The sequence below is a fragment of the Acanthopleuribacter pedis genome, from assembly GCF_017377855.1.
Classification (GTDB): Bacteria; Acidobacteriota; Holophagae; order Acanthopleuribacterales; family Acanthopleuribacteraceae; genus Acanthopleuribacter; species Acanthopleuribacter pedis.
The window spans coordinates 1-14,804 of record NZ_JAFREP010000038.1; the positions used below are offsets into that span (position 1 = coordinate 1).

General features: G+C 47.0%; 15 protein-coding genes. 8 read left to right on the top strand and 7 right to left on the bottom strand.

The window, feature by feature from the left end; all coding sequences use genetic code 11:
- A partial coding sequence (locus J3U88_RS28665) for a hypothetical protein (protein ID WP_207862451.1) occupies nt 1–400 on the top strand: 400 nt, incomplete at its 5' end.
- Between the two features lie 16 nt (nt 401–416).
- Nucleotides 417–1,187: a hypothetical protein gene (locus J3U88_RS28670; protein ID WP_207862452.1), complete on the top strand. Its 771-nt coding sequence runs from the start codon at nt 417–419 to the stop codon at nt 1,185–1,187.
- Between the two features lie 168 nt (nt 1,188–1,355).
- On the opposite strand, the gene J3U88_RS28675 is transcribed toward J3U88_RS28670, so the two are convergent.
- Together J3U88_RS28675 and J3U88_RS28680 are read right to left on the bottom strand one after the other, a co-directional pair.
- Nucleotides 1,356–1,799, bottom strand: a complete 444-nt coding sequence (locus J3U88_RS28675; RefSeq protein WP_207862453.1) for a hypothetical protein — start codon at nt 1,797–1,799, stop codon at nt 1,356–1,358.
- A 654-nt stretch (nt 1,800–2,453) separates the two neighbouring features.
- Complete coding sequence (locus tag J3U88_RS28680; protein WP_207862454.1) at nt 2,454–2,693, bottom strand: hypothetical protein; 240 nt, start codon at nt 2,691–2,693, stop codon at nt 2,454–2,456.
- A gap of 719 nt (nt 2,694–3,412) precedes the next feature.
- Here J3U88_RS28680 and J3U88_RS28685 point away from each other — a divergent pair.
- Nucleotides 3,413–4,972: a helicase HerA domain-containing protein gene (locus tag J3U88_RS28685; RefSeq protein ID WP_207862455.1), complete on the top strand. Its 1,560-nt coding sequence runs from the start codon at nt 3,413–3,415 to the stop codon at nt 4,970–4,972.
- Here the strand turns inward: J3U88_RS28685 and J3U88_RS28690 are convergent.
- Nucleotides 4,926–5,495: a hypothetical protein gene (locus tag J3U88_RS28690; protein ID WP_207862456.1), complete on the bottom strand. Its 570-nt coding sequence runs from the start codon at nt 5,493–5,495 to the stop codon at nt 4,926–4,928. The two genes, J3U88_RS28685 and J3U88_RS28690, sit on opposite strands and share 47 nt — an antisense overlap.
- 148 nt (nt 5,496–5,643) lie before the next feature.
- Between J3U88_RS28690 and J3U88_RS28695 the strand changes: the two genes are divergently transcribed.
- The 3 genes from J3U88_RS28695 (at nt 5,644) to J3U88_RS28705 (ending at nt 8,552) form a co-directional block, all read left to right on the top strand.
- Entirely contained in the window at nt 5,644–6,438 is a 795-nt protein-coding gene (locus tag J3U88_RS28695) for a hypothetical protein (RefSeq protein ID WP_207862457.1), read from the top strand.
- Between the two features lie 24 nt (nt 6,439–6,462).
- The gene (locus tag J3U88_RS28700; protein WP_207862458.1) at nt 6,463–7,353 is read left to right on the top strand and encodes a tyrosine-type recombinase/integrase; all 891 of its coding nucleotides are present in this window, start codon (nt 6,463–6,465) and stop codon (nt 7,351–7,353) included.
- Nucleotides 7,354–7,751: 398 nt separating this feature from the next.
- Nucleotides 7,752–8,552 carry a tyrosine-type recombinase/integrase gene (locus J3U88_RS28705; protein ID WP_207862459.1) on the top strand — a complete coding sequence of 267 codons (801 nt, stop codon included), beginning with the start codon at nt 7,752–7,754 and terminating at the stop codon, nt 8,550–8,552.
- A 12-nt stretch (nt 8,553–8,564) separates the two neighbouring features.
- On the opposite strand, the gene J3U88_RS28710 is transcribed toward J3U88_RS28705, so the two are convergent.
- Nucleotides 8,565–8,852, bottom strand: coding sequence for a hypothetical protein (locus J3U88_RS28710; RefSeq protein WP_207862460.1), 288 nt, complete (start codon nt 8,850–8,852; stop codon nt 8,565–8,567).
- A 193-nt stretch (nt 8,853–9,045) separates the two neighbouring features.
- On the opposite strand from J3U88_RS28710, the gene J3U88_RS28715 reads away from it, so the two are divergent.
- The gene (locus J3U88_RS28715; RefSeq protein WP_207862461.1) at nt 9,046–9,990 is read left to right on the top strand and encodes a tyrosine-type recombinase/integrase; all 945 of its coding nucleotides are present in this window, start codon (nt 9,046–9,048) and stop codon (nt 9,988–9,990) included.
- Nucleotides 9,991–10,099: 109 nt separating this feature from the next.
- Nucleotides 10,100–10,486, top strand: a complete 387-nt coding sequence (locus J3U88_RS28720) for a response regulator (protein ID WP_207862462.1) — start codon at nt 10,100–10,102, stop codon at nt 10,484–10,486.
- Nucleotides 10,487–10,509: 23 nt separating this feature from the next.
- Here the strand turns inward: J3U88_RS28720 and J3U88_RS28725 are convergent, their stop codons facing one another.
- The 3 genes from J3U88_RS28725 to J3U88_RS28735 all read right to left on the bottom strand — a co-directional run bounded on the left by J3U88_RS28725 (nt 10,510) and on the right by J3U88_RS28735 (nt 14,772).
- Complete coding sequence (locus J3U88_RS28725) at nt 10,510–11,334, bottom strand: hypothetical protein (RefSeq protein ID WP_207862463.1); 825 nt, start codon at nt 11,332–11,334, stop codon at nt 10,510–10,512.
- Between the two features lie 189 nt (nt 11,335–11,523).
- Nucleotides 11,524–12,954, bottom strand: coding sequence for a tyrosine-type recombinase/integrase (locus tag J3U88_RS28730; protein WP_207862464.1), 1,431 nt, complete (start codon nt 12,952–12,954; stop codon nt 11,524–11,526).
- 738 nt (nt 12,955–13,692) lie between these two features.
- Nucleotides 13,693–14,772 carry an efflux RND transporter periplasmic adaptor subunit gene (locus J3U88_RS28735; protein ID WP_207862465.1) on the bottom strand — a complete coding sequence of 360 codons (1,080 nt, stop codon included), beginning with the start codon at nt 14,770–14,772 and terminating at the stop codon, nt 13,693–13,695.
- Nucleotides 14,773–14,804 lie beyond the last annotated feature (32 nt).

Consider the following 14,804-nt stretch of genomic DNA (forward strand, 5'->3'; position numbering starts at 1 on the left):
CGAAACACCACCATCAACCAAAGGCTCTTCACCTCAAGCTGAGAGAGCCGGGAATCCGTGTACCCACAAAAACGGTGGGTCCCTTTTCGGTGATCGAGGTGGGTCCCTTTTTGCTTGCCAAATACAGGAAGGAATGCGCCAGATTCAAGACAAGATCATCGGCTATCAGCTCTACCACCAACAAAAGGTGTTTCAGAAGTTCGGCCCCTTCTCAGGCTTCCGCGTGCTCATCCAAACGACCTCACCTAAGCGCGCCAAAAACATGCGTCATGCTCTCCTCAACATGGCCGGAACCGAATTAGCCTGGATTACTGACCGAGAGCAAGTGTGGGAAGACACGGTGCTCAGTGGTGAAATTTGGCAAGATCATGAGCTGGAAATCAAAAGCATTTTGAAATAATCAGGGGGTATCCAGGATGAATGGAAATCAACAAGAGCTTACAAATAAAGCTCTCATACTCCATGATGTTTTGAAAAAGTACAACTCCTCCCATTCATCTACCAAAAAAAGTCGCTTTGTTAGCGGAGTAGATTTTTGGAAAAAAGTATTTCGCAAATATGGCTTTGAATTCACTGAGCGACAGATACTTAAAACCTTAATCAGTCTAGAGGATCTTGTTGATCAACTAGAAAAAGATGTTTTATCAATCAGTGGCGCAGATCATCAGCTTTATTTGAAATACATACCGAACATTAGAAAAATTTTTGATTTTTCAAAACTAAAGAATACCCAGGATCGCCCCAAGGTGAGCGGTGAAATGTTTCTCTCTCTTAGATACACTTCGGAGGTATTGAAAATATCAGGATATGAAGAAATTAAACTAAGTAACGAGAAAATAAAAGAAATAAGCAAGATGGCAGAAGAAATCATTGCAAGAATTGAAGAAAGTCATCTTCCTGGCGATCTAAAAGAGATAGTAATATCTCAAATGAGGATCGTAAAAGAAGCTTTGGATAGATACGAAATATTGGGTGGAAGTCACCTTAGAGAGCCATTAGAGCAACTTATTGGAAAATCTTATTTGGCAGCACCTATATTAAAAGAAAACCAAGAAGAAGAAATCGTCAAAGATGCAAGTGATGTAGTTGGCCGATTTTCAAAAGTGGCCGAAAGTGCTCATAAGTACACCGGGTATCTTAAATCTGGTGAGTATATTTTAAAGTTGCTTGGAATGAACCAGGACTAATGTCAATCGAAATCTTCGAGTAGAGGCATTAAATTTTGTTCCTAGCCCTGATTTCCTTGGAGTCAGGGTTTGGTGGGCTGCTTATTAACATCCAGTCATTCGATAAATCTTGATTCATTCCTCTTGCGTCATGAATTTTTGAAATACTTCAATGCCAAGCACAGAAAATCATTTATTATCGTCTTTGAGAATGCGAAGAATTTGCATTAGTTTGTTTTCAATGTTGGCAAAATTTTCGTCAACACTCATGCCATTCGATACCATACTGGTATTTTCTTCGCCATAAAGCAATGCCATCCACGATACCTTCAAGAGCTTCGCAACTATTTCCAATTCTTTGAGGCGTATTTTTCCTTGCCGGAGGTTTCGAAGGAGGCGGGAGTAATACTCTCGTTTATTGGCTCCCGATGAGTTCTTTGGTGCGCCGAGGGCTTCTCCCAGGTCAGATATTTTGATCTGGGGAGAGGTCTTTATATACAGGTCTACTCTTCGGGCTAGTTGTTCGGAGAAGGTTTTGATGTCCATTAAATTTAAACAAAATTTAAGAAAAGTGAGGATCGCATAGTACGGTAATTTCTCCTCGGGCGCAAGTTTTTTTACTTGCGCTTTCAATTTGAATGCTTGCCATTGAAATAACTCAAGAGTAGCATCGCGCCTTCTTTTGGTTTTTTAAATACACAATGGTTTTTTGGATCTTTCAATCATGGCACCACACTATTCGAGGGTTTCCTTAGAAAACTGCCCAGTCATCCCCCTCACTTTCTCACCTTTTGACTTTTTCTTCTGACCATGAACTCTTCTCATCTGCTTCCCATTGGCCACTTGCGCAAAGTGCGCGGGCATTTGTTTCAGATTCAAACTCTCCTGGGGCACCTTCAAGCCCAAATGCCGGATGACCGCTGGAAATCTTGTTTCGACCAGATCCAATCGGCGCTTGTTGCCGCTTTCAAAGGCATCTCTCGGTTTGGCAAATACTGCGCTTCACCAAATGACTAAGGCTCTGGGATCGAACTCTTTTTCTCTTTTTGTTTTTCCATGCCTCCCCCTTCGTTCACTGCCCCAACTCTTTCCCGGCCTTCGCAACTGGTCACCACCATCTCTGACCAATACACCTCTTCGCCTTCCCGCCTTTTCCCAGATCTTCCGGATTTTGAGCATTGGATCGCAGATCAATACTCTCGTCTGCCATTGCGGGTGGAATTCGTTGATTTTGACCCGTATCGCGCTCTGGAGCCAATGCGAGCCGAAGTAGCCTCTACTAGAGTGCTACAAATTACCACTCGGCATAATGAATCTGTATTTGACCCCCGGATCAATCTGATGTTTCGAGCGGTTCATGACGTTGATCATATCCACCATCGCTGCCGGTTTGATTTGCATGGTGAGGTGAAGGCTTGTCGGGCTATCTCTGCTCGTTGTGGTGATGAGATGGGCCGAGCACTCCTCTTTAGCGAAATTGTTGGCCAAGCCTGCGTGGCTTTGGCTGAAGGCGATTTCCAGCAACAAAAATTTGTGCTCTTCCCACTCACCCTCCGTGACCAAGTTCTGCGGGGAACTCTGGAGTACTGATTTGCCGGATCATTTTTCTTTTTGCTCTATGCTGCTTGTTTCTGCTCGTCCACCGCCATTTTGGGAGTTTCTGGCTCTTCTGTTTATGATTCTCTGTTTTTCTGCTCTTTTTTGATTTTCGTATGTCATCTGCTGGCTCCGGTTCTTCGTTATTGTTCGTCATTGAATATTTGGAACGTGCATTCGTAAGAATGCGCGTTCACCTTTCCGCTATTCATCGGTTTTGGTATTGGGATACAGAATTAATGCGACATGTTCGAGCATTGCATGTTCGATTGGAAGTAGTACGAAATGTCTTACGGATTTTGAAGAGATAGTGTGGTGTTTTCGATATTCTCTTTAGAATTCTCTCCAAAAGGAGAGAAAGGGCCAAGGTCACTTTGGTGCAACTACCGCTTTTAAACTGGGAATTGCCTGTAACAGTGGTGATCGCCAAAATTGCCAGCAATATTGACACGTAAATTACCACCATAATTGCATTGTTTTGTTTCTGATACTGTTTCCAATTTTTTACCTTCCAACTTTCGGCTTTAAAAACTTTTGACTTCTGCCTTTTGAGATCCCGGATATTTTTCTCCGTTGCACTGCGAAAAATTCCGGGATGACATAGCCCTTGACTTTCGACTTTCGACTTTTAACTTTGTAGACTTCCCCCCATGACCCTCAAACAACTTTTCCTCTATTTTTTCGGGTTTGTTGGCGGCACTCCAGGTGTACCCTCCCTGCGTCTGGGTTTCTGGCCGTTTCCGATCTTCGGAAAATGGCTGGCTCTCTGGCGATTCAAACGCCGATTACGGATTTCGGCATTGCAACGCCATGCAGTGGTGATTGGCAAAAGTGGCAGCGGAAAATCGGAACTCTTGAAGCTCATCATTTTGGCCCTAAAATCCAAATGGATTCGCTTTGTGCAGCGCAAACGAACCGTTCTTGTGCTTGATCCCCACGGGGAAGTGGTACAGGAATGCGCCAAGAACACATTTTTTGTTCGAGAAGCGGAGGCGGCCTTGGCAGCCGGAAAAAAGCCAGATTTGGTGCTGATCTCTCCGTCCTTACGTCCTGGCTACTTGCCCACCCTCAATCCTTTTGACCTGCGTGGACAGTCCGTTTCATTTCGGATGGCGGAGGTGCTGGCCCAACATCTCACCGCAGCCTTTACCACCATGCTCAGCAAAGGTGATATGAAGCTCAGTTTTAACATGGAAACCCTTTTGACTCCGATGTTTACCGTACTCATCTCCATGTCGGCTGCACGCAAACGTACTCCATTGACTTTATTTGATCTGGAACAGTTCTTGGACGATGAGCGTAATTCTCGATTTTTGAGTTTTGCCCACAACCGCTTTCACTCCGAGGGATTGGGACAGTTTTTTCGGAGCACTTTTCATTCCCCACTGTTTCGTGCGACCAAATTTGCCCTCCGAGTGAAGCTCTCTCGGTTGCTCACTTCTCGGCTTTTTGTGAACCTTTTGGCCCGCCCTCGCAGTACCTGGAACCTCGAGCAGTGCATGAAGAGCGGAAAAACCGTGCTGATTGATGCTTCCCAGTCAGCCCTGGGACGTGAAGTGAGCGAAATCTATGGGCGCACCATTACCGCATTGGTTCAGAGCTATGCCTTTCTGCGCAATCCCTCTCAGTTCCATACTCCGGTCTTTTTTCTGATCGATGAGGCCGCCTCCTTTATCACCCCTGAGATTGAAACTATCCTGACGCAATCGCGCAAATATGGATTGCACCTGCTGCTGGCGATGCAAATGGTCAAACAGGGCGGGATCTCTTCCGGCCTGCACGATGCCATTATGGGCAACACGGCGCTCAAAATTCTTGGTCACAGCGGGCACCGCAGCAAAAAAGTTCTGAGTGACGAAATGGAACTGAGCACCGGCACACTGCCCAAATTGTCCGTGGGTTGGTTTGTGGTGCAACGAGACGGAGCGAAAGCAGAAAAACTCAAAATGCCGACTTCTTGGTTGGGTGAGAAGCACACCGTTTCCGATTCACGGTTTGCAAAGCTCAGAACTTTTTTTGTCCGGCAATACCATGCAGCGGTATCCGTTCCGGCTGCCACAAAGTCATCCGAATCCAAGTGTCAGGGCGCTCATCAAAATCTGAATCAACTCTTGCCTCATTGCAATGTGCCCAGTCCGTTTGAAGCCAGAGGAAATAATGAAATCAGGCACCTACCGGAACATGGTGAAAACGTTCCTCATGATCTTTAATCTGGTAATCGGTGTATAGCATGGCTTTCTCATCGCGTGCATCCAAACGGGCAATGACTTCCTCTTCGATGAGCGTAACCAGTGCATGATGTGAAATATCTTTGTCCTTGCGCATCTCCTCCAAAGTGGTTTCAATCCGCTCAAACCGCTCCGCATTCTCAGTATTGATGACAATTTGTTCCGCTGCAAATTTGCTCAAATCATCCAAGACTTTATCCCGCCGTTGTCCAGAAGTTTGTAATTCGGCAGTCATGGTTTGTAATTCGGCAGTCATGGTTTGTAATTCGGTAATTGCTTCATCTCGCTTTGCGCTGGAAGCTTCGATATTTTCTACCTTCTTTAAAATGAGCAGCAGTGTTTCTTCTTGAGTCATGGGAAATAGAAAGGTGACACCATGTATCCTACTCCTCAAATGAAAAAAATCAACAGCGGGTTTGGAATCGTTTTTACCATGTTTGTTTTCACTGGAAATCCCGGATATTTTGTTCCACATTACCCGAAAATCCGGGGTGGCATGGCTCACTGCCCCTCGCTCCCAAATCCCGACTCAGATTTTCCCACCCTCAACTTTCGATTTTACGACTTTTGACTCACGCCCCATGATCCTCACCCCACTCCAAAACTCTATCCTCCTGAGTTTGGCAACGTACCATTTCCTTACTCGAAGCCAAATGCACGCATTGCAGCTTGGCTCTATGACCGCCTTACATCGCGCTTTGCGGGCATGGTCGCAGATGTCTTCGTGCTCCTCCTTGGTGAATGTCCACTCGTTTCCCCCTTCAGCTCGTTGGGGCCGACTGGAATATGTCTACAGCCTCACTCCGGCCGGATATTCCGCTGCCAAGGAATCTGCACCGGACATGATGGATTCAGCGACTCAAAAGGAAGTTCTGCCAATGTATCCACTGGATTATTTCCACCGTTTCCACACGATTTCCTTTCGTATTGGATTGGAAATAGCCCTGAAACGTTCCTCATTCTCTCTGGTCAAATACGACCAGTATTTTGAAAAAATCCCCCAAGGTCAGGGAGTATCCTGCATTGCCACACAAGTACCGCTCACCGAACAAATTTTCTTTCGGCCCGATAGCATTTTTATCCTCGGTAACGGCCGCTGCCAAGGGGTTTTTTCCCTGGAAACAGTTTGGACTCCCAAGCTTTCCCGGGTTTTGCACCATGTCCGGCAGCATATGGATGGCCTCAGCAGTGGAATGGTAAGTGCCCAATATGGGTTGCCTGGCCAAGACTACCGGGCACTTTTTCTGATCCGTGATGAATCCATGCTTTCCAACGTACTCACCCAGCTCCAACGCAGCACACAATTTACGCCGTTTCGCAGGCACTTTATGTTTGCGTCCATTACCGATTCCCACAGAGATGTTTTGCGCTGCTGGCGCATCGTCGGCGATGCCAAGCACCTCTATCACTTCTTTATGGGACATAAGACCTTTCGCCTATCTCGCTAATTTTTTTTCTTCATTCTGCCGTTTATGTTACTTCATTCTCTCCACCACGAATTTAAAAGTTTCTGTTTAGCCGAACGCAATATTGAGCCCAAATCATATCGAACTATTTGGAACGCCCTGCTTAAAGCAGCTCAAGTGCTCAAGACAGAAAGCTTACTCGAATTTTCCGAAGAAAAGCTTCGCCAGTTCCTCTATAAAGGGAAATGGGAATGGCAGTGGTCACCAAAAACCTTTCGCAATTACTGGCAATCGTTTAAAACTTTTTTTGATTGGTGTGTCTCAAGAGGGCATTCCTCAAGTAATCCAATTTTGAAAATCCAGCGCCCCAAGCTTCCTGAAGTGTTACCACGTTGCATATCTCACCAACAAGCCAAAAAACTGTTGGAGACGAGCTTTGAGTTTTCCTGGAACAGTCGGTTTCAAAAGGCTCGCAACACCTGCATTATCGCCACCTTTCTCATGACCGGAATACGCCTTAATGAATTACTCCACCTCACGTGTGCCGACATAGACCTACCGGCAGAAAATATTGGAGTGAGAAAAGGAAAAGGCCGCCGTGAACGAGTTGTCCCAATATACCCCCTTCTTACGCCGATACTTCATCAATACGTACAGGAACGAATGCGAGCAAAAAAGAATTCCGAATGGTTTTTTACCGGACTACGCTCTCATAAACGACTGTATCCAAAGAATATCTATACTATTTGCAAAAAACTATCATGTGCTTCTGGTGTACGCTTTACACCACACATGTTGCGCCATACTTTTGCGCGTGAACTTATAGACAATGACTTTGATATTCGTAAGCTTATGGATCTCATGGGACACAAACACGTCACTACCACGCAACGATACACCGCCCTTACTCAAAGCAGAGTGCGAAAAAGCTTTCTTACCACTTCCATCTACACATGATTTTACAAAAAATATAGCACATGGTAGCGTAGAGTTGGTGTCTCAAATGTGACCTCCCCGAAAGACCGATTTTCTCATTTTCTTGTTGTCGTACAAACCGTACTTCGCCGCAGAACACAGAGAAAAACCTGAAAATATGATGGGATAAACGGGCTCATAACCCGAAGGTCGACGGTTCGAGTCCGTCCCCCGCAACCAATGGCTTCATACAGCCATAAAACAGCGATCATCTCCATCAATTTTCACCAAAAATCTTTCGGGCACAACCCCATGGTCAAACCCCGTTATTTTCTTATGTGTTTATGATGGATCTTAATAAGCTTGTCAACTGCTTTTTGGAAGAGTCATTCCGACTCAAAGGAAACACTCCTGATACAATTCGAGGATTCCGGTCGATCTTGAATTCTTTTTTGAAGTATTCCGATATTTCATCACTCGATGGAATGAACCGAATTCAGATTAAACATTTCATCATGGAACATGGGAACAAAAAGAAGTGGTCTCCAAAGACCACTCGGAATTACTTACAAACGCTGAGTTTATTTTGTGATTGGCTTGTGGCTGAGGAGTTTATCTCTGTAAATCCCGTGAAAACTATTCAGAAGCCTCGGTTGCAAAAGTCAGTTCGCTCGTTTCTTTCGGTTGAACAGGCTGAAGATTTGTTGGAATGTGCAAGGGTGTTTCCGGGGAAATCAAAATTTGAACGACTTCGAGCATATGCCATCCTGGCGACCTTTTTGTTTACAGGTATTCGCAAATCTGAACTTTTAAATCTAAAAATTGAGCATATTCTTTTTGATCGTGAAGATATTTTGATTCAAAAGGGGAAAGGCCAAAAAGATCGACTTTTGCCCATGATTCCTCGTTTAGTTGATATTCTCACTTTGTATTTTAAAGTTCGAGAACAGGAAGGCTATACGACCAGCTTCTTCTTTCCGGCTCTGCGAACCAATAGCAGACTCGGGAGTAAATCTCTACAACGAATGGTGAATATTCTCAAAGAGCAAAGTGGAATCAATTTTTATCCGCATCTATTGCGCCATACGTTTGCGACACAACTTCTCTCACAGGGGGTAACATTACCGGATGTTTCGTTTTTCTTGGGACATGCGAATGTGCAATCAACACTTCCCTACTTACACTCAGCGGTGAATCCGTATCGCACAACCATTAGGAAGCTGCCTTTTGCTCATCGCTAATTTTTAACGCCCTTACCACGGCTCCCCCTTCACAGTATGAACAGCCCCCATCCACCGCCACCCAAACCAACCTGGTACGGGTGGTTGGCCTTGGAGGGTCACAAAGCCGTCGCCTTCGTCAGGAAAGCGGTGATTGTTGGAGAGTCGACCCATGGCGATGCGGATGCGTTGGTAGATGAGACGAGCTTCTTCTTCGTCGGAGAATTCCACCATGCCGTGTTCAAAGGCAAACATGGCAATGGTAGCTGGGGTGTAGATCTGGTCTTCGTCCAGTTCCAGCAAGATGTGTTTGTATTTCATGGGTCGTCCGGTGGGTGCCATCTCTGTTCCTTAGGGAAAGCATCGCAGCTTTGACTTTGATCAAAGATCGAATTCCCGGTAAGCTGATTTGCGACAACCACTTGCGGATTTAATTGGCGATATTATTCGTTATCACAATAGACCTCCGGCTTTCCTCCACACCCTTTCTCGCTGCTGGCAGAAGCTTATTCGCATGATCCAAGGCGAGCCCCTTTCCACTCTGTGTGCTCAATTCCTGCAACTCCAAAAATCCGAGCGCACCAAACGTGCCTATCGCTGCGACCTACGTCAGTTTTTGGCATTCATGAGTTTGCAGAATGCTGGTTGCCATGCCCTTACTCGATACGGCCGTGCTGATCTGATTGGGCATTGCTCACGATTTGTGGAATCCTTTGCCAAACACGATGCCCATTCTCTACATCTGACCAATGGCACCACGCTCAATCGCAAGCGGTTCACGCTGGTGAAGTTTTTCGATTTCCTTATCGAGGTACAAGAGTACCCATTCAATCCAGCGCGCAAACTGCCCGTCTATCCGGCCAAGGAATACAGCAACACCCCAACACTCAGCAAAGACCAGATCAGCCACTTAATCGCCGCCATGAGCGTGGATCGCATCAAGAGTAAAGCTCATTTTCGCAATTACTTGATCATTAGTGCTCTGTTCCACTTTGCCCTGCGTCGTCATGAACTGGTGAACCTCAAGTGGTCACAGATCTACGAACACCCCATTCCTCACTTCCAGGTGAGACAAAAGGGTAACCGCTGGAAGTACTTACCCCTCTTTTCCAAATACCAACGCCGTCTTGATGAGTTTGTATCGCTCCATGGAAATTCAGGCGACTACCTGTTTTCACCCCTCAAAAACAATCGCACCAAGGATTTAGCAAAGCCCCTTTCCACCAACGCGGTACTCTTGATCGTCAAAAAAGTCTCAGACACCTACCTCAAAGGAATTCCCTTAGTGCCCCACAGCTTCCGCGCTACCTTTGTGTGTTTGGCTCGTGATGCGGGAATCGATGACAAGTCGATCATGAATACCACAGGGCAAAAAAGCACCCGCATCCTGAATTATTACGACATTCGATCCTTGCTCCAAGCCAATGCCGTACATCATTTGGCTGAGATTTTTGTGTGATCCTCGCTTTAGAACTGGGTCAAGATATGGTAGTTTGTATTCGTGAAATCAACTTGCGTTTATTGGTGATAACGAATAATATCACAACTGAACTTTTTCTTTCTTTTTTATGAAACAACAAAAGAAACCACGGGCATTACTGGCCGAGGATCACCCCAAGTTACGTGATCTGTACGGCACGTGTTTGGATGCCTTGGGATTTACCAGTGTCAGAACAGCAAACGGCGCTGAGGCCTTCCAACAGTTCCAGGCAGCACGATTTGATCTGCTGGTCACGGATCATGAAATGCCGGAGATGAACGGCTTGCAACTCATCAAAAAGATTCGCGCCTATGAACAAGAAAAAGCCCTCCCGCGAATGCCTATTGTGGCGATCACGGCAGGGCATGGGGAGCTTTTACAGCAGCTTAGCGAGGCAGGGGCGGATGAGGTGTTGACGAAACTATGTGTTCCGAGTCAGCTTGCTGAAAAAATAAAAGTCCTTCTTAGAGACTGACTTATTATTGCTGATCTTTAGCTTTATTCAAACATGTTTCGTCGTATTTTGTCTTTCAATGCCTGGCTATCAGTCCAGTTAAATATCTCTCTAAGGTCGTTCTTGTATTCGCAAGAAGCAAAAGCTTTTTCTGGTATGTTTTTAACCAGTATCATCTCGAGCACTGGTTTTAATTTAGTATCTTTGCAACGCTCGTCTGTAGCTATGCAGCTCACCGCGCTTATTACAAAATCTCTACCTACGTAGTCACTGTGCCTGTTGAAAAATGTCAATATCTCATTATACCTTTCAGTGTCTCCGTCTAGGGATTGTTTGTCAGCCAAAAGCTCAAACTGCGCAGCTTCATTAAACATAGAAGGATGTTTCTCCAAAAAAGAAAGGAATTTATTGATGTCTTTTGTTTTATTGAGCAGACTATTCAATCTGGACGAATGACCATGAAAAGCCTCATAGCTTTCTTCAACCTCTCTCATGATGATAGAATACGCATCAGTGTCTTCAAGAGGATAATCTTTTTTTTCTTCAAGCAAATTTTCGCGTACCAAACGCTGGTCATTTATCTTAACATGCGTAAACTGCATACGTAGTTCTTTGGCACATCGGTTAATAGTTCTAGTGACTTTCTTAACCATATCTGTATCACAACGACGAGGAAGCCCCATAAGCTCTAGTAGTCGATCTATTTGACTTGAGAAAACTTCTGTATACGGCAAATTATACATCCCTGTTCTCTCGTTGAAAAAACCAAACCCTGCATACCCCTCCTCCAGATCGTCGAGTGTATTATCCCTCGCTCGCATCATACTTTCTGCGATCGTTAAAACCTCTCCCATATCTTCCTCATTCACAAACGGATCCACACCCCATGTTTTATTACCTATTTCCATACAAAATATGATAAAAATTTAGACAAAATAATACATCTTAATAATATTTTGTCAATACAACAGATCTTTCATCTGCACAATCTCTATGGGGTCATGCTGAGTAAACAAAAACAGGCATTGCTATTCGATATAAAATTATTACGCAACGTTTCACGCCACCCATCCCACCTCTCCCTCAGTAAAAAACAGCCTCAAATCCTCATCACTCAACCCCAACTCCAACGCATACCGCTGCACCTTAAGCAGGGCTTCCTTGTGATTGAAGTCCTGCTCTTGGCGCCGTTTCTGCCCCAAAAACTCTGCCTTGCAGCGCAAGATGTAGTCACAGACCAACTGGAAGTATTCTCGGCGTTTGGCCGGGTTAAAGCTGGGATTGATGTACCCACCGGTAACCCCACCTTCAAAGCTGTGGTTGAGGGATCGTTTCACCTTGAGGAAATCCAAGCCCACCTCATCGGCAATTGAGGCAAAGGTACGCCGACAGGCATGGAGGGCAAAGGGAATGCCCACCAGCTCACTGAGTTCTTGCGGTGCCGTTCCGTATTTGGAGAAGGGTTTGTGCGGTGATGATACCGAAGGAAACACAAAGGGGATCATGCTGGCACGGCTCTGATGGAGTGTTTTGAGTAATTTTGCCGCTTCAGTCGACAAAGGAATCAGGTGATCCCGTTTATTTTTGGTGCCCTCGAATCCCATTCCTTTGGTTTTGACTTGTCCGGGTAAGATGATCACTTCTTCTTGGAGATCGATGTATTCCCACCGCAGGTTCTTGGCCTCAATGCCTCGCATTCCGGTAAAGAGGCAGAGCAGCACCAGATGACAAAACCGTTGCTGGAACACTGAGGACGGATGCCCTGTGATCTGGTTTTCGCCCCACTGTTCCACCAGCGCCACGAACTTTCCCAAATGGGCTGCCGGAATAATGATGCGCTGGGGTTGGTCTTGTTTGATGTGCCGGATCATCTGCCGGGCTAAGGGCACGGGGTTTTCTTTGAGGATACGTTTGTCCTCTGCATCCAAATAGAGCGGAGCGCAGGTACTCCAGACATTATTGAAGACCTTCAAGAACTCAAAACAGCGATCCCGTGCGGTTTTTCTGATCTCATGGAACTGCTGCACCAACATTTCCGGGGTGATGCTGGTGATGCACTTGCTTTTCCAGGAGGCTGGAAAATGGTTTTTTGTCTCCGTGCGGTATTTAGATAGCGTTGCGGCATTAAGGTGGGCTTTCATGGAAAAAAACCGGTTGATAGCTTCTTGCAGTGGCACACCGCTGGATTCGATGTGATGTGCTGACGGTTGTTTCTGCTTTCTGGGATCGATGCCTTTTTCGCAAAGGTTGGCCAGTCGTCTGGCTTCTTGCCGGGCTTCTTCAATGGAAATAACCGGAAAGGCTCCCAGGGTGATGGTGATGGGTGACCCTTTACGACCGGAGATACGCTTCTCGAAATGGAAAGTCGACCGCTTTCTCCCCACGGAAAACTTGAGGCCAGAAACTTCGGTATCACTGATGGTCACTTTCTGTTGCTCACGGACGAGATTTGAGAGCAGGGTTTTGTTGAATCGTTTCTTTTTGGACATGTGTAGTCTCCTTCTTTTTTAAATGTGAGAAGGAGAAAAGCGCTTTTCTCTGCCGACATCCCGCCGACAAATCCAATGTACAGGCCAGGTGACCGGAAGTAAAATCCGTCCCCTGTCATGACCTTTACATATCATAAAGCGCTCTATAAAAAGACGTTATTCGATTCGAGCTGACATTTTTAGACACCAGTTGATTTGGCATCTTAAGCCCATTCAGGGCCTTCCGGTTCGTGAACCCCATAGACCCAGGGTGCGACCATTTTCAATGGTCGTACCCGGGGCTAATATATGGCACCCCTTTGGGGTGCGTCCAGTGTGGCCGGGCTTCGCCCGGCGTTCAATCAAAGCATGGTCCATGGAGGGGGTGGTGCGGCCCGCTCCGGGGCGCGCCGGGTCAGCGCCAAACCATGCCGGGTTGCAACCCCAGCACCGGGGCTAATATATGGAATCCCTTCAGGATTCGTCCAGTGTGGCCGGGCTTCGCCCAGCGTTGAATCAAAGCATGGTCCATGGATGGGGTGGTGCATCCCGCTCCGGGGCGCGCCGGGTCACGGCCAAACCAAGCCGGGTGACGACCCCAACACCATGGCACGCCGGGTCCATACCAAACCAAGCCGGGTGACGACCCCAACACCATGGCGCGCCGAGTCCATACCAAACCACGCCGGGTGACGACCCCAACACCATGGCACGCCGGGTCACGGCCAATCCACGCCGGGTTCCCGGCATCTAGGCGGCTCAGTTCTTTTTGATGGCGGTTGAGGCGTCGAGGCCGGCCAAAACCTCCACGTGGATGCCGTCCGATAAACCCAGTTCCACCGCGCGCTTTTCGAAGGACTGTTCGGCGACTTCTACCTCGACGAAGGGTTTGTCGTCTTCGAAAATCAGGTCAGCCTCCCGCACCGCCAACACGTTTTCACGCTTGTCCAACACGATATCGGCGTTGGCGCTGTAACCCGCGCGCAAGAAGGTGCCCGACGGCAAGTCGATTTTGGCGCGGATCTCAAACTGAATCGCGCCGTCCTGCTCCACGCCCTTGGGCGCGATGAATTCCAAGGCCGCACCAAAACTTTCTTTGTCGAGCGCGCCGATTTGCAATTCCAGTGGCAAACCTTGACGGATTTTGCCAACCTCGGATTCGTCGACCCAGCCCTCAAAAATCATTTCGTTCATGTCCGCCACGTTGGCGATGGTGGTGCCGTCGTTAAAGGTGTTGGACTCAATCACGAAATTGCCGATTTCAATCGGGACATCCAACACCATACCGCTTGCCGTGCTGTAGATCAGGTTGGATTCGGTCGTGCCCGCGCTTTTGGAAACACCCTCGCGAACCACTTCCAAATGGCTGATTGCGTTGGCCAAATCCTGCTCTTCGATTTTCATCGTGTCCTGAAAACCCAAATACTCGGTCTCCGAGATCAGCTTCTGCTCGAACATCGCCTTTTGTCGGGCCGCCTCGCGTTTGGCGGTATCAAACTGGATTTGGGCGGCTTTGACCGAGGACTGCGCATTGTTCAGTTGCACCATGCTGGGAATGATGCGGATCTTGGCCACCAACCGACCCACCTCAATCTGATCTCCTGGCTGAACGTAGAGTTCGTCAACGACCCCGGAGACGTGGGATTTGATTTCGATTTCCTTGCGCGGGTTGATCGAACCCGTCGCCACCGTTTTTTTGACGATGTCCTTGTGGCTGGGCTTCACCGTCTCATAAACCACCGGCGGTTCCTGGTTTTTTTGGTAAAGAAACCAGCCGGTGCCGATGAAGCCGGCCACCACGGCCAAAACAAACAATGTGACAAAGGCTTTTTTGATCATAAAAGTCTCCCTGGAGCAACGTAAGCGGTAAT